Raw genomic sequence first — 23,449 nt, forward strand, 5'->3', positions numbered from 1 at the left:
GATAGGTTTTGGCATTTACCGATAAATCTTTGCGCCAGTATCTTTAAACTCGGCTGCTTTTTCGTTCATGCCTTCTTCAACAGCATTTTCGAGTGTAATGCCTTTGTCTGCTGCGTATTTGCGGATATCTTGTGTAATGCGCATACTACAGAACTTCGGACCACACATGGAACAGAAATGAGCGGTTTTAGATGGCTCAGCGGGTAAGGTTTCATCGTGATATTCACGAGCACGATCAGGATCAAGCGATAGATTAAATTGATCGACCCAACGGAACTCAAAGCGGGCTTTAGATAATGCATCATCGCGCACTTGCGCTGATGGATGTCCTTTGGCGAGATCAGCAGCATGGGCCGCGATCTTATAAGCGATAACACCTTCTTTTACATCGTCTTTATTGGGTAAACCAAGGTGTTCTTTTGGTGTAACATAGCAGAGCATCGCAGTTCCAAACCAACCAATCATTGCGGCACCGATCGCGGAGGTAATATGATCATAACCGGGAGCGATATCAGTGGTAAGCGGTCCTAAAGTGTAAAAAGGTGCTTCTTTACACAAGTCTTGCTGGATATCGACATTTTCTTTAATTTTATGCATGGGAACATGCCCTGGGCCTTCAATCATCACTTGTACATCATATTCCCATGCAATTTTAGTCAATTCAGCTAAGGTTTCCAACTCTGCAAACTGCGATTCATCATTCGCATCTGCAATGGAACCAGGACGTAAACCATCTCCAAGTGAGATACAAATATCATAAGCGGCCAATATTTCACAAATCTCACGGAAGTGTGTATATAAGAAGCTCTCTTTGTGATGTGCTAAGCACCATGCTGCCATAATAGAGCCACCACGGGAAACAATACCCGTTAAACGCTCAGCTGTCATCGGTACATAGCGAAGCAGGACACCAGCATGGATGGTAAAATAATCGACCCCTTGCTCAGCTTGTTCAATCAAGGTATCACGGAAAACTTCCCAAGTAAGGTCAGCTGCTTCCCCATTTACTTTTTCTAATGCTTGATAAATCGGGACTGTACCCACAGGGACAGGCGAGTTGCGGATAATCCACTCGCGAGTCGTATGTATATTTTTACCTGTCGATAAATCCATAATATTATCTGCGCCCCAGCGCGTTGCCCATGTCATCTTCTCTACTTCTTCTTCAATTGAAGAGGTGACTGCGGAATTGCCAATATTAGCATTAATCTTAACGTGGAAGTTTTTGCCGATAATCATGGGTTCAGATTCAGGATGATTAATATTGGAGGGGATAATCGCTCGCCCTCTCGCAACTTCATCACGAACAAACTCAGGGTCCATATTTTCACGGACGGCAATAAATTCCATCTCAGGAGTGATTATTCCTTGTTTAGCATAATGCATCTGCGTGACGATCTTTCCTTTTTTGGCACGTAGAGGTTGATGATCATGGAGTGGAAATAAATCTTCATTTTTAATTTTCTCGGCTGAACGAAAACCATTATCGATGGGCAGTACCTCTCTACCCTCATACGTTTCTACATCATCGCGCGCTAAAATCCAATCACGACGCAATTTAGATAGCCCTTTACGTATATCAATTGTTACATCGGGGTCCGTATATGGACCACTTGTATCATATACGCGTACTGGATCATTTTCTCGTTCCCCTTTCCAATCATTCGTAGGGGAGAGCATAATTTCTCGCATGGGTACACGGATATCAGGTCTTGATCCTTGCACATATACTTTACGGCTAGCATTCATAGTAGATCCTCCTTTATGGTTTTGCAACGCACAGATCAAAACGGAGGGGCATCAAAATAAGAAAAGCCGCACGCCAAAGCGTACGGCTGTAGTTGTCTACTTCTATAATGACAATTACACCTAAGAAAAGGGTTTCCTACGCTGGCATTATCCAGATCAGGTTTACGGTCGGCGGCAGTTATCCACCCTCTCAGCCCAGTTCACTCTAAGCTCCCGTTAACGTTTATGCTGTTGCTACTTAAACGTTAGCATAGAATAAAGGATTGGTCAATGATAGACTGCTAGAATCCTATGAGAAAATGTATGGCCATCATCATGGAAATTTCCAATCAAGGAACGGCTATTCTTTTTGTCAATTAATTTATTATCTTGCATACAATAACAATATATTAAAAATTAAATAGACTAATATAAAGTCGATGCTATTTGACTATGAAGTCAAGAGTAAGTAAAATATAGGAACGTACGTTCTTTTTATACGTTGTGAACCATTTAGGGGTGTGAGATGAAGTGAATTCTAAACTGGTGCCATTAAAATGTCCAAAGTGTAAGAAGACCATCTGTGAAACGCTTCCCACTGCTGAATTGATTCGATGTCCCAACTGCTACTATTACAATTATCGCATCTATACACCGAAGACGCGTATTCGATGAAATGCCATTATAAGATGTGTGGTGATGCAGGAAGAGTATGTACTGCGTCACCTTATACATAAAAAGATGACAATTCCTTTGAACGAAGGCACATATCAGTTATACTAAAGATAATCTAATAGATAGGTGAAGCTATGTCTAAGGGTTGAAAGGATGGATTACCCTTGAAAATCGATTGGATCCACTTGACCAAACAATATGATCAAACCTTGGGAAGTAGGCTAGGCTTATTAGATTTTTCGGCTTCTATACAAACAGGAAATACCGTAGTATTAGGTGAAAAAGGAGCAGGTAAATCTACTTTGCTACGGCTCACTTCTACACGGATGATACCAGACGATGGACGAATTGTCTTTACAATCAGCTCTGATAGTGCATTCATTTGGTCCAAATCTCACGTTCGTGCTTCTGAATTTTCAAATATCAACCTTTTAAATGAAAAAATGAGCTATGTCCCAAAGGTGAAAAGATTGGATAAAGATACTGCGGTGGAGATGGATTTAAAACATCGGGCTTATGCGACCCATGTTTCAAATCCAAAAAAGCGGGTTGTGGAAGCGATTGCTAAATGGGGACTAGCCGCATACCGGCATACGCCATTACACCATCTACAAGGGGAGGTTCTCAATCGTTATTTATTAGCGCATAGTCTCATTTCTGATCCCTTGATTTGGATATTAGATGAACCTACATTAGAACTAGATGAGATGAGTAAAAAACTATTATGTTATGAATTACAGCAAAGGCATACACAGCGCATTACGCTCATAGCTACTAGCGATATGCATTTGGCAGAGTGTGCAGATGATTTGATCTTACTAGATAGAGGCATGTGTAGGAGATATGGTAAGAAAAAGTTGCTCACCGCTGGTGTTAGGGAAGGGACGGTAGCGGCTTGGTATAAAGCGATGCAAGTATTTACGCGTGTGAAGAGCTCCCATCCGTAAAGTTTTAGCTTAATACATCGACTTTATGAGAAGTGAGCTAAATGGATCGTTGTCATTTAGTATGGAAAGTGAATGAGTGGATGAATATGAATTCAGAATTGAACAGAAAAATATACTTAGAGTTTCGACAAGTTTATGATGAGATGATGAAGAAATATCATAAAATTACGGATCAATTTGGTGCTACACCTACACAATTAGGGGTACTACGTTGTATCAGCAAAGAGGAAAAGCAATCGATAAGTGAACTGGTACGACGTGTAGGCTGTGTGCCTAGCAATATGACGACAATGATTAGGCGTATGGAGCGAGATGGATGGGTTCAAATTACTAAAAACCCACAAGATCAAAGAGAAAGTTTGATTGCGTTAACAGAGAAGGGGAAAGAGCTGATTCAGCTGTATGAACCGATCTTGGAAGCATTCGTAACCAGTGCGTATGGTAATCTGACAGCAGATGAGTTGGTATTATTTTATCAGTTATTATTAAAAGTACGAACTGGATTATCTGAAAACTCGGCATCTCAATCATGATGATGCCGGGTTTTTTCTCTTTTGAGACGGGTTTAGACCTCGCTTCCATCAGGTAGAGTAGAATTTCTATCTGTTTCTCCCAAGGTTTAGTCTTAGCTGAGTCGATTTCACTATACATGATATTTAAACTATTGCGTTATTTAAGACCATACATACAATAAAGTAAATTTGGGAGGTGAAGAAGTCTAGTGGGAAGAGCAAAGAAATTGATGCCTAACTTAAAGCGTCTATCAGGAAAAAGTTTGTTTCCAAATTGTAAAAATCCGGCTACGGGTGTCCGTTATTTAAATTCGGCAGTCGAACCGTATGCAGCGGTAAATCCGACAAATGCTGATAATTTGATCGCCTCGTGGCAAGTTGATCGTTATTCAAACGGGGCTGCGAGTGGTTTGGCAGTATCGGTATCGTTTGATCGAGGGGAAAATTGGAAAACATCCGCGCTTCCACTTAGTAACTGTGTAAAAGGTGGGATATCGCTTGAGCGAGCCACTGATCCATGGATTTCGTTCGGACCAGATGGAACCGCGTACCTATCCACTCTCGCTGTGAACAAGACCAATCCAGATAGTGCCATTGTCTCAATTGTTTCTAAAGATGGCGGTAAAACATGGAAAAAACCACAAATAATCAAACTAGACACAAGTGCTTCTATATTAAATGATAAAGAATCCATCACGGCTGATCCACTGATTGTGAACCAGGCTTATGCAGTATGGACGCGCTTCAAGTTTTTAGGAGGGGGGAAGTTTAAGAATCCGACGTGGTTTGCGAAAACCACAGATGGTGCGAAAACATGGAAGTCTAAAATCATATTTAATCCTGGCCCGAACAATAATACAGTTGGAAGTATTATTGTTGCTAATCCGCATACGGGTAGATTGCATCACTTCTTTATACTCGTGATCAATAAAGGAACCGAGAAGCGTAGCTTTATTATGCAACAAATTTCGAATGACGGTGGGGATAGCTGGTCAAAAGGATCTGAAGTCACCAATATTTTTCTTCCAGACACGGTCGCTGGAGGGGTAGGCGAAGATTTAGTGGGAGCCTTCAATTATCTTTCTGTGGACGTACGTACCAGTATTACAGTAACCTTCTCTCCTACGATTGATCCAGTCACAGGAGATCTATATCTAGTATGGGAAGACGCACGTTTTACGTCTGGTGAAATTGCAGAAGTTGCGCTCACACGCTCTACGGATGGTGGCAAAACATGGCGTAAGCCGATTCGCATAAATCAATCAACAGGAAAACCAGCCTTTCTGCCCACAGTAGCGGTAAATCAGAGTGGTAAGGTAGGAGTCACTTACTATCAATTTACATCTGCTACCCCTACGAATGCTTTGCCAGCACAATTTTTCTTTAAACTATCTCATGATAAAGGTAAAAGCTTCCCCAATCAAGCTACCAAATTGACAAAGCCATTTAATTTACTCACTGCTCCGTTTGTTAGCGGGGGCTTTTTCATCGGTGACTATCAAAATATGTTTGTAATCGGGGAAACTTTTTATCCCGTGTTTACGAAAGTAAATGACGGAAGAGATCGTAAACGAACCTCTATCTTCACCACAAAAATAACGCCATCGTAACACCTATCCCCACAAAGGCATCAAGATAGAAGACATCACATCAAACAGAAATGGAACAACAGTATGAAATAAGGGAAGGAAAATAAAATCACCGAGTGGGGTGATGACAAGTACTAGGAAAATCAAAATACTATAATGCTCATACTGATTAAGCTTAGCTCGTGTCGTATTGGGTACTAGATCTTGAATAATCCGATAACCATCTAGCGGTGGAAGCGGAAGTAAATTAAAGACAGCCAGGATAAGATTAAGATTAATATTAATCACAAAAAATGAATGTAACCATTCAGAGGTCCCACCTGCAACAGCTGTAAATAAAAACCAGATAACCATAAACAAAAAGGCAAGACAAATATTACTGAGTGGCCCTGCTACGGATACAAGCGGCCCGGCAAGTTTCGGATTGCGAAAATAAAATCGATTAACAGGGACGGGTTTTGCCCAACCAAATCCCACGATGAAGATCAGTAAGGTTCCAATGGGATCTAAGTGTACAAGTGGGTTTAAGGAAACTCTACCTTCATTTTTAGCAGTAGGATCACCGAATTTGTAGGCGACATAAGCATGGGCAAATTCATGAATGGTAAATGCGATCATAAGTGCAATTACAACATAGGGAATTTGTTCTAAGGGAAACGCTAGAAATTGATCCATGGTTTACTCCTTTCATAGAGAAGAGAGGTCTGTTCTTTAGTGGAACAGACCTCTCACTTATTTTATCTGATGTGCTGTAGCATCTCAACACGATTTCCAAACGGATCACGAAATTCAAAGCGAATATAATTCGGGATGGGAACGGATTCGATGGGGATGATTCCGTGTTGGATCAATTTGTTTTTCCAGCTCTCAATCTCATCAACAAGATAAGCCAGATGCACTTTTGTTTGTTGACGATCTATACCTGCTTCGGTTCCTACATGAATTTGAAAAGAACCAATGTTAAGCCAGAAGCCACCTCGTCCTTGGAGGGGCTTCGGTTTTTCAATTTCTGTAAGTCCGAGTACACCACAGTAGAAGTCTTTTGCTTTTTTCTCCATGCCGATCGGAATGGTGATCTGAGCATGGTGAACAGCAGAAATTTGCATTAAACTGTAGCTTCTTCTTTATCGTTCAAGATTTGACGAAGTACGGTTTGTAAGATACCACCGTTACGATAGTATTCGACATCGACTACACTGTCGAGACGAACAATCGCATCAAACTCAATCGTTGTACTGTCCAATTTGGTAGCACGTACTTTTAAGATTTGCCCTGGGTAAACCGCTTCGGTTAAGCCGATGATGTCAATTTTCTCACTACCATCAATCCCGAGAGATTTCCAGCTTACACCGTCTTTGAATTGTAATGGCAATACGCCCATACCGACTAAGTTACTGCGATGAATACGTTCAAAGCTCTCAGCGATTACTGCTTTTACACCCAATAAGTTCGTACCTTTGGCTGCCCAGTCACGGGAGCTACCTGTACCATACTCTTTTCCTGCCATAACGACGAGTGGTGTATCTTCTTGCTTATATGTCATAGCCGCGTCATAGATCGACATCACTTCACCGGTAGGAATATGTTTGGTCACGCCACCTTCTGAACCAGGAACCATTTGATTACGAATACGAATGTTTGCAAAGGTACCACGTGTCATGACACGGTCATTACCACGACGAGAACCATAAGAGTTAAAGTCGCGAATCTCTACACCGTTGTCCTGTAAGTAGCGGCCAGCAGGACTTGTTTTTGCGATGCTTCCAGCTGGTGAGATATGGTCTGTCGTAACAGAGTCAGCAAGTAAGGCTAACACATTTGCACCTTCAATCGCTTCAATACCGGTTACATCAGGTGCCATATCTACGAAGAAAGGAGGCTCTTGGATATAGGTTGACTTATCATCCCATTCGTACAAGGTTCCTTTTGGCGTCGGAAGTTCATTCCAGCGCTCGTTGGCAGTAAATACTTGACCATATTGCTTACGGAATTGGTCAGCTGTTACGGCTGCTGCCATCGTATTTGCCACTTCATCGGAAGATGGCCAAATATCTTTTAAGTAGACAGGCTTACCATCTGTGCCATGACCGATTGGCTCTGTTTCAAAGTCAATGTTTACGGTACCAGCTAAGGCATAAGCGACGACTAGTGGTGGAGATGCAAGGTAGTTCGCTTTCACGAGTGGATGAATACGTCCTTCAAAGTTACGGTTACCACTTAGTACAGAAGTAACGGTTAAGTCATTTTTCTCAATCGCTTCACTGATTTCATCAGATAGTGGACCACTGTTACCGATACAAGTTGCACAACCATAACCAGCTACGTTAAACCCAAGTTGAGCAAGGGGTTCAACTAAGTTCGCATTTGTGAGATAGTCCGTTACCACTTTAGAACCAGGGGTTAAACTACTTTTTACAAATGGCTTCTTAATGAGACCGAGCTCTACTGCTTTCTTCGCAACAAGGCCCGCACCTACCATAACACTTGGATTTGAGGTGTTCGTACAAGATGTGATCGCAGCAATTGCGACTGCACCCGTCTCTAAATCAAAGGCACTACCATCAAGTGCCGTTACTTTAGCGGATTTTTTCACATCTTCTTCGCTAAGTCCGAATCCACTCTCTTCAATTGGTTTACGCAAAGTTTCGTTCCAAGCTTGTTTCATATTGGTTAATTCAATCCGGTCTTGCGGACGTTTTGGTCCGGACAAGCTAGGTACAACAGTACCGAGATCAAGTTCAATCGTGTCGGTGAATACGGGATCTGCCATATCATCTGTACGATATAAACCTTGTGCTTGATAATATTCTTTTACAAGCTGAATTAAGTTTTCATCACGGCCTGTGCTACGTAGATAGTTTAATGCTTCATCGTCAACTGGGAAGAAGCCAACTGTAGCGCCATATTCTGGCGCCATATTTGCCACAGTAGCGCGGTCAGCCAGACTAATATTGGATAAACCAGAACCATAAAACTCGACAAATTTACCGACAACACCTTTTTTACGTAGCATTTCTACTACAGTAAGGGCAAGGTCTGTTGCAGTTGATCCTTCTTTTAATTTACCGGTCAGTTTAAATCCGATTACTTCAGGTGTTACAAAGTAAAGCGGTTGTCCGAGCATACAGGCTTCTGCTTCGATTCCACCTACACCCCAACCCGCAACGCCTAAACCGTTAATCATCGTGGTGTGTGAGTCAGTACCTACGAGTGAATCTGGGAATACGATGGTTTCGCCATTTTCTTCTTTCGTAGCGGCGACGTTAGCGAGGTACTCTAAGTTCACTTGGTGAACAATTCCGGTAGCAGGAGGAACAGCACGGAAATTATCTAATGACTCAGCTGCCCAACGCAATAAACGGTAACGCTCTTCGTTCCGTTTAAATTCGAGATCCATATTGTATTCAAGGGCATCTTCGGTTCCAGCACGGTCTACCATGACAGAGTGGTCAATCACAAGATCAACTGGGATAAGTGGATTAATACGCTCAGGGTTTCCACCTACGCGTGCCATAGCAGAACGTAACGCAGCGAGGTCTACTACAGCAGGTACACCAGTAAAGTCTTGTAGGACGATACGAGCAGGTTTAAAGGCGATTTCTTTTTCAGAGCGCTTGCTGGTCCAAGTGGCAAGTTGCTCGATATGTTCTTTGGTAACGGACTTGCCGTCATATTGACGAACGGCTGCTTCAAGTAGCACTTTAATCGATAGTGGCAACTTTGAAACATCACCAATTCCTTGTTCTTCAAGGTCTTGTAGTCGATAATAAGTATATTCTTTTCCATCAACGTTCAATTTTTTACGAACGTTATATAAGTCTTTCGACATGAAAATACCTCCTTTGGGAATAACACTGAAATCATGATCAAAAGATCAGACGATTCTGCAACTAGTTTCATACAGTGAAACATAGTTCTGATTTTCGATATCATTATACAATGCATTGACTGGAATGTATACCCCTAGTAAAGAAATTAGCTTTAAATTTATGTAAAAGGGGAGTATAATAGGTGGAAATAAAAAACTCAGTTTCACACAATGAAACATGGAGGTTTCCATTTTGAGTGATGACAAAAAATTGACGGTTCGTGCTGCTGAACGTGCCATGGATATCTTGCTCTGTTTTGTAACGGAACAAAAATTAGGCATGATGGAAATTGCAACGCGGACAGGTTTAAATAAAAGTACGGTATTCCGTTTACTAGCAACATTAGAAAAGAAAGGCTTTATCAAACGTGATCCAGCTACCGAAAAATACCAGCTCGGTTTTCGAATTTGGGAACTAGCTGCTAATATTGATCATTCCAATGATCCAGCTGTTTTATTCTTACCAGAGATGGAACGTTTACGTGATGAAATTGATGAAACCATTAGCTTATATATACGAGATGGAAATGAACGTGTGCGTATTCAAGCGGTAGAGAGTATGCAGGCAATACGACGTGTAGCACCTATAGGAGCCAGAATGCCGCTATCTGTAGGTGCTTCAAGTAAGATATTAATGGCTTATTTAAACGAAGAAGAAATCATACAACAAGTGTTAAATGACGCAGCTTGGATACAGGATATGAAACTGGAGACCTACGTGGAGCAGCTGAAACAAATTAAAGCGCGTGGTTATGCAATCAGCATCGAAGAGCGTGAAGAGGGAACAGCAGCTGTTTCTGTCCCTGTCTTTTCGCGAAGAGGTCGCTTTGTGGCTGCTTTGGCAGTTTCAGGACCGGTCACACGGATGAATAAAATTCAGATGCTCCAGTTTGTACCGATTCTGATTCAAAGTGCATCCCAAATGGGGCGCATGATTGTGGAAGAATAGCGTAAAAAAGATGCACCGTCTCTTCAGACGGTGCATCTTAAACGATCGCTCAACCAGATGACCATTTCCTCAAAGTGAAAATGGTCATTTTCTATGCTTTCAATCCAATTAACCTGCTCATCCGTGCTCACTTGTAGTTCATAACCGTTTAGTTGTAGAAATGTGAGTGCAGCACACCAACCGGTCTGTCGATTTCCACTACTAAATGGCTTTTGTTTGATAGTTGCTTCTAGTAGTGCGACAGCCTTCTCAGGAACACTCGCATAAGCCTCTTTGCCGAAGAGGGTATGTTGTGGTGTATACGTGACAGCTTCTAATATTTGGTTATCTAAGACCCCTTTGTCGCGATGATCGGCATCTTGATTAAACATACGTATGAGTAACGTATTTAAGTAAATCATCTCATAAATGGATAAATAATAAATAGTCATTGATCTTTTAAATTCTCCAACACTGGTTTATGTGCTTCTAGCACTTCGGCAACGGCATCGAGAAACTGATCATTCATGGCAGGTACGGGTGACGTATTTTGGCTTACTTCCTTTACTTGATCTTTCATAAAAACATCACGAATATGAAAATTTTGCACCATATGATCAAACTCCTTGCTCTTGAGGCTTTTATTTCCATTATAATGTGTCGATGCCTAGGTAACAAGTGAAAGAAACCAATAAAAACCAGTGAGCTTATAGGATGTTTATTTCTTAGCGAGTATGAAAATTGCTAAATTTATCCATGGATATGAAAATGAGCGCACAAAAGGCACTTCCAGGGTCGTGAGACGAGGGAATATGAAGGATTCTATTTGCAAGGGATATTTTATGTATTAAATAGCGCCACGTGTTACTTAAAACTTCCTTTCGATTCAAGTGTTTTGTCTCGTTTAGGTGGATAAAGAATCGTTCTATATTTGATTACCAGAGTAGCTTTCCTTAACAAGGCAATTTAGGATTTGCGAACGAGAATCCTTCCCATTTCAATGGGATAGATGAAAGTGAGCGTTGCTCGGTACTTCCTGCTTTTTTGAGGTGCTTAGAGCAACAAAATCTGCTATGATAAGCCCTATAGTACGAAAACACTAAAAATTAGTGATCTTTAATAACTGAATCATATTGGGTTGGTTGGAAGAAACAGTCCGACCGTAAAATGATTCCTGTGTAGCGAATTGACGCTTCTAACTTTTTGGGCATGGAATGTGCCTTCGTGGATGGTTGTAGGATACTATGCCAGATGAAGCGAGAAGCTCAACCACTTTTGGTGGTGAGTAGTTCACTTAAGGAGTAATGGCTAGGGCTACTGGCATCGAACCCACTCCTATCGTTGAGATGACCTGATTTGTCTTAGTCTCAATCACAGATACCGTATTTCCTCCTGAGCCACTAAATTGGCTATTTACTACATAAACATAGCGGTCATCGGCAGTGATACCAAGAGTGAATGGAAATGTACCCACATCTATTGTTGAAATAACCTGATTCGTCTTGATTTCAATCACGGATACCGTATTTCCATCTAAATTCGCCACATACACATACTGGTCATCTAACGTAACCTTAAGTGCGAGTGGACTAGCCCCCACTCTTATTGTTGAGATGACCTGATTGTATTTAGTTTCGATCACGGACACCGTGTTCTCATTTATATTCCCTACATAAACATACTGTCCGTCTGCTGTAAATGCAAGAGAGAATGGATCTTCTCCCACTGGTACAGCCGCAATAACTTTGTGCGTCTTAATATCTAAAACGAAGACAGTATCGCCCCCTAAATCACTGAGATAGGCATATTGTCCATTGGGTGTGATTTTAATGTTAAATGCAAAAACTCCAGTTCGTATGGTTGAAATGACGCGATGCATTTTCGTTTCAATCACGTTTACAGAAGCAAAAGAACCGGAAGTAGAATGTAACACATACACGTATTGATCATCTGGTGTGATAGCGATAGATATTGGGTTATCATTCATTCCAACCGTTGCAATCACTCGATTATCTTTGGTATCAATGACAGTTATGTCATTACTGTTAGTATTGGCCACATAAATCAATTGCCCATCATGAGTGATCGCCATCGGTGTTGTGGGGAATTCTATAAATAATAGGGACCCAACTTGTACCTTAGCGATCACCCCATGATTCTTTGTATCAATGACGGCCACGTTTCCAGGAGTTCCTACGCTTAAAACATAACAGTATTGGCCATTTGGGGAAAGGATCGTTGCGAATGGTAAGCCTCCAGCTGTAATATTTGAAATGGGTCGATTTACCTTTGTATCAATGACCGATACGTTACTCCCTCCATTGTTCGCAACATAGACAAATGACATCTTTTAACTTCCTTTCGATACAAGTGTTTTTCTCATATTATGTAAATAAAGAATTGTCCTATGTCAGACCTGGCGATTATCCCCAAAAAGGTATTTCATTCGTTTGATACCGTCCTAGATCCTCAGTCTAATGAGAGATAATCAAGTAACAATAACCGAACGAACCGCTTTTTAGCGAAATGACGTAACATGCGCATGCGAATCATTTGAATTAAATCTATGAAGTGCAAGTCGGCAAAGAGAAGAACGAGCAGAAGGTGAGACGCGAGTCAAAAGTAGATGAGATGGTGGGAAGAGAGGCATGGGTTAAGTTGTTTTAAATTAAATAAAGAGGCCTTAGAACAACCATTAAGTATTACTGGTGAAAAATACCTCCCTTTTCTTTTTCATCAATAATAATCTTAAATATGTTGCTAAAGGCCTCCCTGATGTTCTCTTCGTTTTTTTCGTGATTATCTAGTCCTATAGACCATCCTTTAGCACCTCTTTGCTTGTCTTGGTATAGATAACCATAGGCATAGTAATTGAAGTTTCCAGGTGCGTTTTCAAGATTTAAGTCTGGTTCAGTAAAAGCATAGTGAGGTTTTTTTGAATCCATCCAGAAGATGGGGTAGGGAAGTTTATGATATATTTCTGCATACTCAGATTCTGCAGCTTTAGTTACATATTCAGGCATAATAAACAAAGCATCAATTTCCGCTTTAGGATCAATTGTATCCATACTAAACGGCTTAAAACTCACGTTTTTTTCATTCACTTTAGGGGCCTCGCCTACTACTCCTATTATAAGAGGGTGAGATCGTTCCTGTTGAACTTTATTATCTTGTGCATCTGTTCCATTGCTACAACCCACAAAGATCAAAAAAACAAACAAGATAACCAATAATTTTTGGATGAAAAACACCTCCAGTCTATACATTATACAATAGTCCTAAGCGGAATATAGTCGTACCCACTGTAGTAACTTGAATAAAAGTGACTCGGAGAAGATGCAGAGAATTCTATATTAAAAATGAGCGTGTTAATACCAGATTGTGAAGTTATTTGTACGATAGAAGAATCCACGTATTCAATATTCTAATCAAAAGTAGATAGGGTCGACGGGAGGGTGACGTGGGTTAAGTTGTTTTAAATAAAGGGGCATAACTAATCTAGTCCCTTTATTTAAAGTCATTTCGAAATACCATGTTTGCAATCCCTGCGTATTGCTCCTCATTGTTGTACTCACTTACTACGATAGGTCTTGCCTCAATATTCATCTTTTGATTAGAGGGGAAATTAACTTTCCAGTTAACGCTTAAATCAACTGTTTGATCTGGTTCTAACTTAAACCCTTGTTCAGACATTTGTTGTATTTGATCATTTTTTACGACTTGGATGTCCTTCTTTTCAAAATCGATATAGTGACTGTTTAGAACTATATCCTTAATAATCACAGCGTGCTCATTACTATTTTTAACGCTCAAATTGAGCGGTTGAGATACAGGAAATATTCCTATCTCCTTAGACATTACTAGTAAGTTGGAAAACTCCCCTTTTCTTATATGGACATTTAGCTCACCTAAGTCTAAAACTTTTTCTAATCCGTTCGTTTTGATTTTTATTTTATTAAAAGTATGTGTTCCAACCATTCTACTTTGTAAATCTATGTACAGAGCTTTTTGGGACATCTCTCTTTGAGGTGGGTTCTCTTTAATTCGAAACTTACTAAGATCAACAATATTTGTTTTAGGCAAAAGCTCAATCACCGTATTTTCTGTTGTAATGTTTAAACTCGAATCATGATTAAAAGCAAGATTTAATACAAAAAAATCTATTGGATTGCTCCCGATATATGACTCGTAATTACCTTCGTTTTTCACCATTTGTATATTAAGGTTATCCTCTTTTTGTGAAAATACAGAGGATAGATCATATTGTTGAATAAAATAAACTAAACATATTGATAAAAACATTACTATTAAGGTAAGATTTCTTTTACTAGAGTGAAACAACTTCAGCCGCCCTCTCTCCTATAAAAGTGCAACAGTTGCTCCGCATTAAACATACGGAACAACTGTGAATAATTCAGATTAATCTACAGATCACGTAAGATAAGTAGGATAATATACCGTCACATTTTTGCTTCCTGTTAGATAACCCCACTTGCCATATACAGACATGACAGATGGACGTACATTAAGAGTCGCGCTTTCACGTGCTGGTATTGTCACTGAAAATTCCGATGTTCTAGTTATCTTAGTAGATGCAGAATATCCCATGGAAGCTTTAAAAGCATCTTGAAATCCAGCATCTACACTTGTACTATATGTACTAGATTTTTCAGTTGTTTCAGTAAACTTATGATAAATTGGATAGTTTTTATTATTTACATATCGTGCAAGTGTAAAAGGAACCCAACAAAGCTCTTTCGAAGAGTAATAAGTCCAATCATCAAACCAGCTTGGAGATACTACATCCTTTGGATCTTCATATATAAATTCTTTGTCAGGCTTAAAACCTTGAATGCTGGATTCAGAATCCAACTTTTTATCATCGGAACCACAAAAATTTCCAGAGGGTTTTAATGGTGTAATCATGTCCTTTGCTAGTACAGAAGATAAAATAGATACTGAAGTAAACACACACATAAACATTATAGTAAGAGTTTTTTTCAAAATATACCTGCTATTTCTCCTTTTTACTTCTGCTCCTTATTAATTTGTATCCAAAATACAATAGAATTACAGGTACTACAAATATAGAGATTAAGCTCAAATATCCCAAAATCATGGCTATTATTGTTCCTATTTCATAAGACAAATTAAGACCTCCATTTTCTCATCACAAATCAAAGTAGTCCTAGCAAAAGTTGAATCTTACACTTTGATTCCCTTCTTTACTACAGATATTCCAAAAAGATAACTTTAAATAATCTCTTTGAAAGTTGAGTAATCCTGACTCCAACTTTGGATGTTAAAACATGTTTAATTAAGTACCAATCATGGTAAACCTATCCTTCAAATAAATCTCTTCTCTTTAAAGGTATATTAGCAATGATGAAAGCTACTAGATTTACAACCGCACCTCATTTATTTCCCATTATCAGTAATCCAGCTTTATCCATATGTTAAGAAAGGTATTACGTTGTTCAAATTCCTATTTTGATATAGTCACTGACTTGATATAGAACCAGTACATTAAAAATTTTATCCTAAATGGGGTTGACGAGGAGCGTTAGCAAAGATAGAATAACCTATATACTTTAGTTCGCTAATATATTAGCGAACTAAATAATTGCTAGCATTTGGAGAGGCGAACAGTAATGGGTGATCTATTTACGTTTGAGAAACCATTAGGTTTAAGGGATACAGTACCCCATATCTATGAGATGAAGGCTCACATAGAGTCATGCATCGTTGAAGAAATGAAGAGATGGGGCTACCGATTGATAGAAACGCCAACGATAGAATACTATGACACGATTGGAGCAGCTTCAGCGCTCCCTGATGAGAAATTATTAAAATTATTAGACTATGAAGGGCGCTCCCTTGTTTTAAGGCCTGAAATGACGGCTCCGATTGCGCGTATGGCAGCAACGAGATTGCTAAAGGAAAATCAGCCATTGCGATTAGCTTATTCGTCTTATGTGTATCGGGCACAGCACAAATCAGAGGGAACACCAGCAGAGTTCAAACAAATTGGAGTCGAGTGCATTGCTGACAACACAGTAAGCGCAGATGGAGAAATGATTGCGCTGTTAATTGCGACGCTTGAAAAAACGGCATTAAATACTTTTCAGATATCGATTGGAAATATTCAGTTTGTTCGAGTGTTATTCTTGCAAATTTTAGAAGATGAGGAGCAAACTCAAACATTAACTACATTCTTATATACAAAGAATGATGTAGGCTATCGTGAGTATATAAAAACGTTGTCGCTTTCTTCAAAGAATGAGCAACGATTACTCGATTTTTTAAAGCTTCGTGGTCATGAAGAAGTTCTTGAAAAAGCATCCGCCCTACTGGAAGAGGGGGAAGGCAAAAAAGTCGTACGTCAAATGAAAAAATTATGGCAGGTCATGATGGACTATGGAGTGGAAAAAAGGATTAAGCTTGATTTCACACTTGTGAGTCAGATGAACTACTATTCAGGGGTTTTATTCGAAGTTTATTCAGATCAAGTTGGTTTTCCTATTGGAAATGGAGGCAGATACGATTATCTTTTTAATCAATTCGGAAAAAATACGGGAGCGACAGGTTTTGCGCTTCGATTGGACTTGTTAGTAGAGGCTATTGGCTATCTGAATTCCAATAAACCAAGGCTGTGCATTTTATTTAGCGAAGATCGACGTAAGGAAGCGTATCACATGTCTAAAGAGAAACGAGCGCAAGGATTGCATGTGGTATTACAAGATATAAAGGGTGTGACACATTTAGATACTTATAAGGACCAGTATGAAGAAACGATCTTACTCATTGGGGATGCCGAAAGGACGAATACGTGATGACAGACTACTTGACGATAGCGATGCCTAAGGGGCGTATATTTCGAGAAGCTGTTCACCTTCTCCTTAAAGCAGATTATCAGATTCCGACTGAAATAGAAAACTCCCGCAAATTAATGATTGACGTAGAGAGAGAGAAACTCCGCTTTATACTGGCAAAACCCGTTGATATCCCTACATACGTGGAGTATGGTGTCGCAGATGTAGGGATCGCAGGTAAGGATGTTATGCTGGAAGAAGAGCGAGAAGTTCATGAGTTGTTGGATTTGAAAATCAGTCCATGTTATATAGCAGTAGCAGGTCTACCCAATACAAAGATAAATGATGTAATGCCTAAAGTAGCGACTAAATATCCTCGATTGGCTGCGAAGTATTTTCGTGAACAAGGTGAGCAAGTGGAGATTATTAAATTAAACGGATCTATAGAACTAGCACCGATCATGGGGCTTGCTCAGCGCATCGTTGATATCGTTTCGACAGGGAGAACACTAAAAGATAATGGACTTGTTGAATATGATCACATTGTGAATATCACCTCACGACTTATCGTTAATCCGGTCAAGTATCGTCTTCAGGATAACCGAATCAACGATATGGTAGTACGATTAAATCAGATCACTCAAGGGGTGTGAAAGTTGAAGTTAGTGAAAGTCGCGAATCAAGTTTCGATTAAAAGATCGGTTGAAGTCGGAACAAAAGAGCAACGAGATACTGTGAAAAACATCATTAAAAATGTAAGGGCCCGTAAGCAAGAAGCGGTTATGGCGTATACGAAGCAATTTGATGGTGTCTTACTGGAATCGCTTCTCGTTTCATCCCAAGAAATTGAAGCGGCCTATCGTGAAATGGATCCAAACATGATTACGGTGATACAAGAAGCGGCACAAAATATTCGATCCTATCATGAGCAACAACGTCAGACTTCTTGGATGATGACTGAGCAGAATGGCACGATACTGGGACAGAAAATCACGCCACTTTCTTCTGTCGGAATTTACATACCAGGCGGAACGGCTTCATATCCGTCGTCGGTACTGATGAATGCGATTCCGGCACAGATAGCTGGTGTTCGTCGTATTGTCATGGTATCTCCCCCAGATCAGAATGGGAAGTTACCCGCTTCAGTACTTGTAGCCGCAAGTGAAGTGGGGATAAAAGAAATATATAAAATAGGTGGGGCACAGGCGATAGCGTCACTTGCTTATGGCATTGAGGGGATCAAGCCAGTTGATAAGATCGTGGGGCCGGGCAATATTTTTGTTGCGTTAGCGAAGCGAGAAGTTTTTGGTGATGTCGATATTGATATGATTGCAGGTCCCAGTGAAATTGTCGTTTTAGCGGATGAAAGTGCTCGGGTAAATGAAGTAGCTGCGGATCTCTTATCGCAGGCTGAGCATGATGAAAGATCGTCAAGTATTCTGGTTACTCCCTCGGAATCATTTGCACATAAAATTGCTGCAGAGGTTAAAAAGCAGATAGCTGATCTGCCCAGAAAAGATATTGTAGAAAAGTCGATTCGTAATTTTGGTAGGATTTATGTGACCCGTACAATGGATGAAGCAATCGAAGTTGTAAATGAGTTGGCACCCGAACACTTAGAAATCATGACAAAACAGCCCGTGGAGATACTTGGAAGAATTAAGCATGCAGGTGCCATCTTTATAGGTCGTTTTAGTTCAGAGCCTGTTGGAGATTATTTTGCTGGAACGAATCATGTATTACCAACCAATGGAACAGCACGCTTTTCTAGCCCGCTAAGCATAGATGATTTTCAAAAAAAATCGAGTGTTGTGATTTATAGTGAGGTTGCATTTCGAAAGCATGCACATAAAATTGCTGCTTTTGCTCGCTTAGAAGGTTTAGAAGCGCATGCGCGGGCAATCGAAGAAAGAATGAAATCATAATGGATGGGATGACTGGAGGAAAGGAAATGCAGCGCTCGTCAAGTATTTCTAGAGAGACAAATGAAACCAATATAAATCTGTCTATTAACTTAGACGGAGAAGGTCAAACAAAAATAAAAACAGATGTGCCATTTATGAATCATATGTTAGATTTGTTTGGACATCACGGGCAATTTGACTTAACTGTGGATGCACAAGGAGATACGGATGTAGATGCGCACCATACGACCGAGGATATGGGGATTTGTTTAGGAAAGGCGCTACATCAAGCCATAGGAGATAAGAAGGGGATTAATCGCTATGGAAATGCTTTTGTTCCAATGGATGAGACATTAGTACAGGCAGTTGTTGATCTAAGCGACCGGCCCCACTTAGAAATGCGCGCTTATTTTCCGCATCAAAAAGTAGGATCATTTGATACAGAATTGGTACATGAATTCATGTGGAAACTAGCTTTAGAAGCGCGTATGAATCTTCATATCATTGTTCATTATGGACGAAATACACATCATATTATTGAGGGGATTTTTAAAGCACTTGCTAGAGCGCTAAATGAAGCGACTGCGATTCAATCCAAAATGAAAGGTGTCCCATCTACGAAAGGGTTGTTATAAGTGATTGGAATTATCGACTACGGAATGGGAAATTTATTTAGCATTCGTAAGGCACTTGAGAGATTGGATGTGGAACATTTTATTTCTGACGATAAGCGAGCGCTAATGCATGCATCTGGTTTAATCCTTCCAGGAGTGGGTTCTTTTAAGAAGGCCATGGTTCATTTAAATCAGTTAGGGTTTACGGAGATGGTGAAGCAATACGCGGAACAAGGAAAACCACTTCTAGGGATCTGCTTGGGGATGCAACTATTATTTGAAAGAAGTGATGAGAATGGGCATACGACAGGATTAGGTCTATTGCCAGGTAAGGTAAGAAGACTTGATCATAGCTTAGCATATAAAGTTCCACATATGGGTTGGAATAACCTGTACTATGCGCGTCCTTCTCGCATTCTAAGTGAATTAGATGAAGATTTTGTTTACTTTGTACATGCTTATTATGTAGACACCGATGACCCAGACGTAATGATAGCAAGTTGTCATTATGGTATTGAAGTACCCGCTATCGTTGGAAAAAAGAATATAATCGGCATGCAATTTCACCCAGAGAAGAGTGGTCAACTCGGAATTAAGCTGTTACGTAACTTCACTGAAGTGGTAGTGGGAAGGGGGAAAGCGGTATGAGCTTTACGATCTACCCTGCAATTGATATGCGGAAGGGCAGGTGTGTTCGTTTACAACAAGGTGATTACAACGAAGAGACGGTTTACGGTGACTCCCCTTATTCCATGGCTAAGCATTTTGCTGATCAAGGTGCAGAATGGATTCATATGGTTGATCTAGATGGAGCAAAAGATGGAGCGTCTATCCATGATGAGTTCGTCATACAAGTAGCCAAAGAATTAAAGGTAAAGATTCAGATTGGGGGTGGGATTCGGAATGAAAGGGATATCGATTATTATCTGAAATGTGGAATTGACCGTGTCATAATTGGCAGTGCTGCTGTTACAAAACCAGATTTTACAATCAACATGATTCAGAAATATAGATCTAAAATTGCCATTGGAATTGATGCGAAAAACGGGTATGTTGCAACAAATGGTTGGTTAAACACTTCAAAAACGACAGCTGTAGAATTAGCTAAACAGTTAGCAAATGCAGGGGCGGAAACATTCATTTTTACTGATATCGCCAGAGATGGCATGCTTCGGGGACCCAATTTCGACGCGATTGCACAAATTGCACAGGAAACAGGAAAACAGGTGATTGCATCTGGGGGGGTAAGCGATTTGAATGACTTAAACTTGTTAAAGGGCTTTTCACATCTCGGTGTTTCAGGCGTCATTGTCGGGAAAGCCATTTATGAAGGAAAATTTTCAGTGAGGGATGCTTTACAATATGTTGACTAAAAGAATTATTCCTTGTCTGGATGTAAAAGATGGACGCGTTGTAAAAGGAGTGCAATTTATTGATCTAAATGATGTAGGAGATCCTGTTGAATTGGCAAGTTATTATGATGAACAAGGAGCAGATGAGCTTGTTCTATTAGATATCTCAGCTTCTCTCGAAGGAAGAAAAACAATGATTGATGTAGTGAGAGCCGTTGCATCAGAACTTACGATTCCCTTCACTGTAGGAGGAGGAATAAATGATTTAGAGGATATCAAAAGCTTACTCAGGGCTGGGGCAGACAAAGTGTCCTTAAATACGGCTGCTGTAAACAACCCGAACTTGATATCAGAAGGGGCGCGGTTTTGGGGGACACAATGTATTGTGGTAGCCATCGATGCAAAGTTTGATAAGCAATTGGGATCTTGGGTCGTCTACATACACGGTGGGAAAAAACAGACCCGTTTAGAAGTCGCTCAATGGGCTCGAGAAGTTGTGATGAGAGGTGCTGGTGAAATTTTATTAACCAGCATGGATCAAGACGGGGCGAAAAATGGTTTTGATATAGCATTGACTAAATATGTAAGTGAAGCCACTTCTGTTCCCGTAATTGCTTCCGGGGGAGCAGGAGAAGCCGAGCATTTTCAGGAAGTGTTTTTAAAAGGGCGGGCGAATGCAGCACTCGCGGCTTCGATTTTTCATTATAAGGAAACATCTGTGATAGAAGTCAAAGATTATTTAAGGAGAGCGGGTGTACATGTGAGATGAATATAGATGAGATACAATTTGATGATAATGGATTAGTCCCCGCTATTGTACAAGACTACTTTACACGAGAAGTATTAACGCTAGCCTATATGAATGCCACTTCTTTAAAGAAATCGATTGAAACCCAAGAAACGTGGTTTTTTAGTCGATCAAGGCAAGAACTCTGGCATAAAGGTGCAGAGAGCGGGAATACACAGAAGATCGTAGAGATGAGATACGATTGTGACAAAGATGCTGTGCTTGCTTTGGTGTTACCAGCTGGACCAGCATGTCATCGTGGTACGACCAGCTGCTTTACTCCTGCTTCACTGTCGGATCTGACGCCACTAAAAGCGTATCAAATTTTAGTCACACTTGAAAAGTTGATCGAGCACCGTCAAAAAGAAAGACCTGAGGGAGCGTACACCACTTATTTATTTGAAAAGGGATTGGATAAAATTCTTAAAAAAATAGGAGAGGAAGCTGCCGAGGTCATGATTGCTGCCAAGAACAGTGATCCAGAAGCGCTAGCAGGGGAAGTGGCTGACCTCATTTATCATGTGTTCGTTTTACTTCAAGTGAAAGCCCTTCCTATTCAAAACGTGTTATCCGTTCTAAAAGATCGCAATCAACAACCATAGATAAGAGGAGATTGCTTTGAGTAAAAAAAATATCAAAATGCTTACACGCCCTGCTTTAAATCGATTGAAAGCATACACACCTGGATTATCAATCGGGGAGATGAATGAAGAACTCACTCAGCTCTCATCTAATGAAAACCCGTTAGGCGTTTCTCCTCTTGCACGCAAAGCGATGGCTCAGCACTTGTCCCAATTAAATCGCTATCCAGATTCAAATACCACAAGACTTAGAGAGACGATTGCCAAACAGTACAACCTACAACCTAATCAGGTGATCATTGGTAATGGGGCGGATGAACTCATTACATTAATTTCAGAGACCTTTTTAAATGAAGAAGATGAAGTGATTATTCCTACTCCTTCATTTAGTGAATATGATTTTGGTGCGAATTTAATGGGAGCTACCATTATACATGTATCACTTACAAAGGATTATCAATATGATCTAGATTTGATTTTGCATCATGTTACCACCAAAACAAAAATCATTTATTTATGTTCTCCCAATAATCCCACTGGAACCTATATTAAAAAAGCTGATTTAGATTCTTTTTTTCAAAAAATCCCTCAGGATATCATTGTAGTATTTGATGGTGCCTATTCGCAGTATGCAATAGCGGATGATTATACAAACGGAATCGAATACGTCGAAATGGGAAAGAAAATCATCGTTCTGCAAACCTTTTCGAAAATATACGGACTTGCAGGTATTCGAGTAGGCATGGGAATCTCATCCTCTGAAATCGTAGCCTGTATTCACAAAGTGAGAGAGCCTTACAATGTAAATCAATTAGCACAAATTGCAGCGGAAGCGGCCATTAGAGACATACAACATGTAGAGGCTTCCAGAGAAATGAATGAAGAAGGACGCCAGTATCTATATCGTGCTTTTGAAGAATTGGATGTTTCTTATATTAAGACGATGAGTAACTTCATATTTGTGCATGTTGGAACGGATGCGAAAAGGATATATGAGAAATTAATCCATAAGGGTGTCATGGTCCGTTTTGGAGGTGTATGGGGATTATCTCACTACCTCAGAATTACAATTGGATTAAAGTCTGAAAATCAATTACTGATCGCGGCTCTTAAAGAAATTATGAATGAAATAGATGAATCCATATAAGGAGG

At 40.1% G+C, this 23,449-nt stretch carries 23 protein-coding genes; 13 read left to right on the plus strand and 10 right to left on the minus strand.

The window, feature by feature from the left end; genetic code table 11:
* Positions 1–15 precede the first annotated feature (15 nt).
* Positions 16–1,749, minus strand: a complete 1,734-nt coding sequence (gene thiC, locus IC619_RS11470; protein ID WP_191140327.1) for a phosphomethylpyrimidine synthase ThiC — start codon at positions 1,747–1,749, stop codon at positions 16–18.
* An 818-nt stretch (positions 1,750–2,567) separates the two neighbouring features.
* Here thiC and IC619_RS11475 point away from each other — a divergent pair.
* From IC619_RS11475 to IC619_RS11485, 3 genes are all read left to right on the plus strand, one after another.
* Entirely contained in the window at positions 2,568–3,350 is a 783-nt protein-coding gene (locus tag IC619_RS11475) for an ATP-binding cassette domain-containing protein (RefSeq protein ID WP_191140326.1), read from the plus strand.
* Between the two features lie 41 nt (positions 3,351–3,391).
* Entirely contained in the window at positions 3,392–3,883 is a 492-nt protein-coding gene (locus IC619_RS11480; RefSeq protein ID WP_191140325.1) for a MarR family winged helix-turn-helix transcriptional regulator, read from the plus strand.
* A 188-nt stretch (positions 3,884–4,071) separates the two neighbouring features.
* Entirely contained in the window at positions 4,072–5,472 is a 1,401-nt protein-coding gene (locus tag IC619_RS11485) for a sialidase/neuraminidase family protein (RefSeq protein ID WP_191140324.1), read from the plus strand.
* 3 nt (positions 5,473–5,475) lie between these two features.
* Here the strand turns inward: IC619_RS11485 and IC619_RS11490 are convergent, their stop codons facing one another.
* The 3 genes from IC619_RS11490 to acnA form a co-directional block, all read right to left on the minus strand.
* Positions 5,476–6,126 carry a site-2 protease family protein gene (locus IC619_RS11490; RefSeq protein ID WP_191140323.1) on the minus strand — a complete coding sequence of 217 codons (651 nt, stop codon included), beginning with the start codon at positions 6,124–6,126 and terminating at the stop codon, positions 5,476–5,478.
* A 62-nt stretch (positions 6,127–6,188) separates the two neighbouring features.
* The gene (locus IC619_RS11495) at positions 6,189–6,557 is read right to left on the minus strand and encodes a VOC family protein (protein WP_191140322.1); all 369 of its coding nucleotides are present in this window, start codon (positions 6,555–6,557) and stop codon (positions 6,189–6,191) included.
* Positions 6,557–9,280 carry an aconitate hydratase AcnA gene (acnA, locus tag IC619_RS11500; RefSeq protein ID WP_191140321.1) on the minus strand — a complete coding sequence of 908 codons (2,724 nt, stop codon included), beginning with the start codon at positions 9,278–9,280 and terminating at the stop codon, positions 6,557–6,559. The genes IC619_RS11495 and acnA overlap by 1 nt, the downstream gene beginning before the upstream one ends.
* 232 nt (positions 9,281–9,512) lie before the next feature.
* Between acnA and IC619_RS11505 the strand changes: the two genes are divergently transcribed.
* A complete protein-coding gene (locus IC619_RS11505) occupies positions 9,513–10,268 on the plus strand; it encodes an IclR family transcriptional regulator (protein ID WP_224749681.1) in 756 nt (251 codons plus the stop codon).
* A 23-nt stretch (positions 10,269–10,291) separates the two neighbouring features.
* On the opposite strand, the gene IC619_RS11510 is transcribed toward IC619_RS11505, so the two are convergent.
* From IC619_RS11510 to IC619_RS11535, 6 genes are all read right to left on the minus strand, one after another.
* On the minus strand, positions 10,292–10,699 hold the full coding sequence (locus IC619_RS11510; protein ID WP_191140319.1) for a type II toxin-antitoxin system death-on-curing family toxin: 408 nt from the start codon (positions 10,697–10,699) through the stop codon (positions 10,292–10,294).
* A complete protein-coding gene (locus IC619_RS11515) occupies positions 10,696–10,860 on the minus strand; it encodes a hypothetical protein (RefSeq protein WP_191140318.1) in 165 nt (54 codons plus the stop codon). Before IC619_RS11515 ends, IC619_RS11510 begins: the two co-directional genes overlap by 4 nt.
* A gap of 681 nt (positions 10,861–11,541) precedes the next feature.
* Complete coding sequence (locus tag IC619_RS11520; protein ID WP_191140317.1) at positions 11,542–12,594, minus strand: beta-propeller fold lactonase family protein; 1,053 nt, start codon at positions 12,592–12,594, stop codon at positions 11,542–11,544.
* A gap of 355 nt (positions 12,595–12,949) precedes the next feature.
* Complete coding sequence (locus IC619_RS11525) at positions 12,950–13,351, minus strand: hypothetical protein (RefSeq protein WP_191140316.1); 402 nt, start codon at positions 13,349–13,351, stop codon at positions 12,950–12,952.
* 403 nt (positions 13,352–13,754) lie between these two features.
* Positions 13,755–14,588 carry a hypothetical protein gene (locus IC619_RS11530; RefSeq protein WP_191140315.1) on the minus strand — a complete coding sequence of 278 codons (834 nt, stop codon included), beginning with the start codon at positions 14,586–14,588 and terminating at the stop codon, positions 13,755–13,757.
* Between the two features lie 90 nt (positions 14,589–14,678).
* Positions 14,679–15,251, minus strand: coding sequence for a hypothetical protein (locus IC619_RS11535; RefSeq protein WP_191140314.1), 573 nt, complete (start codon positions 15,249–15,251; stop codon positions 14,679–14,681).
* A gap of 647 nt (positions 15,252–15,898) precedes the next feature.
* Here IC619_RS11535 and IC619_RS11540 point away from each other — a divergent pair.
* The 9 genes from IC619_RS11540 to hisC are packed head-to-tail and all read left to right on the plus strand — an operon-like array spanning position 15,899 to position 23,444.
* Complete coding sequence (locus tag IC619_RS11540; RefSeq protein WP_191140313.1) at positions 15,899–17,080, plus strand: ATP phosphoribosyltransferase regulatory subunit; 1,182 nt, start codon at positions 15,899–15,901, stop codon at positions 17,078–17,080.
* A complete protein-coding gene (gene hisG / locus IC619_RS11545; protein WP_191140312.1) occupies positions 17,080–17,712 on the plus strand; it encodes an ATP phosphoribosyltransferase in 633 nt (210 codons plus the stop codon). Before IC619_RS11540 ends, hisG begins: the two co-directional genes overlap by 1 nt.
* 3 nt (positions 17,713–17,715) lie before the next feature.
* Positions 17,716–18,984 (plus strand): histidinol dehydrogenase, encoded by a 1,269-nt coding sequence (gene hisD / locus IC619_RS11550; protein WP_191140311.1) that lies wholly within the window; start codon positions 17,716–17,718, stop codon positions 18,982–18,984.
* A 26-nt stretch (positions 18,985–19,010) separates the two neighbouring features.
* Positions 19,011–19,598 carry an imidazoleglycerol-phosphate dehydratase HisB gene (gene hisB / locus IC619_RS11555; RefSeq protein WP_191140310.1) on the plus strand — a complete coding sequence of 196 codons (588 nt, stop codon included), beginning with the start codon at positions 19,011–19,013 and terminating at the stop codon, positions 19,596–19,598.
* Positions 19,599–20,225 (plus strand): imidazole glycerol phosphate synthase subunit HisH, encoded by a 627-nt coding sequence (gene hisH / locus IC619_RS11560; protein WP_191140309.1) that lies wholly within the window; start codon positions 19,599–19,601, stop codon positions 20,223–20,225. It abuts the gene before it with no gap.
* A complete protein-coding gene (gene hisA, locus IC619_RS11565; protein WP_191140308.1) occupies positions 20,222–20,950 on the plus strand; it encodes a 1-(5-phosphoribosyl)-5-[(5-phosphoribosylamino)methylideneamino]imidazole-4-carboxamide isomerase in 729 nt (242 codons plus the stop codon). The genes hisH and hisA overlap by 4 nt, the downstream gene beginning before the upstream one ends.
* Positions 20,940–21,698 (plus strand): imidazole glycerol phosphate synthase subunit HisF, encoded by a 759-nt coding sequence (hisF, locus tag IC619_RS11570; protein WP_191140307.1) that lies wholly within the window; start codon positions 20,940–20,942, stop codon positions 21,696–21,698. Before hisA ends, hisF begins: the two co-directional genes overlap by 11 nt.
* A complete protein-coding gene (gene hisIE / locus IC619_RS11575; protein ID WP_191140306.1) occupies positions 21,695–22,318 on the plus strand; it encodes a bifunctional phosphoribosyl-AMP cyclohydrolase/phosphoribosyl-ATP diphosphatase HisIE in 624 nt (207 codons plus the stop codon). Before hisF ends, hisIE begins: the two co-directional genes overlap by 4 nt.
* A gap of 16 nt (positions 22,319–22,334) precedes the next feature.
* On the plus strand, positions 22,335–23,444 hold the full coding sequence (gene hisC / locus IC619_RS11580) for a histidinol-phosphate transaminase (RefSeq protein ID WP_249669843.1): 1,110 nt from the start codon (positions 22,335–22,337) through the stop codon (positions 23,442–23,444).
* The last annotated feature ends 5 nt before the right edge of the window (positions 23,445–23,449 follow it).

The organism is Polycladospora coralii (assembly GCF_014773435.2).
In the GTDB taxonomy this organism is placed as follows: Bacteria; Bacillota; Bacilli; order Thermoactinomycetales; family Thermoactinomycetaceae; genus Polycladospora; species Polycladospora coralii.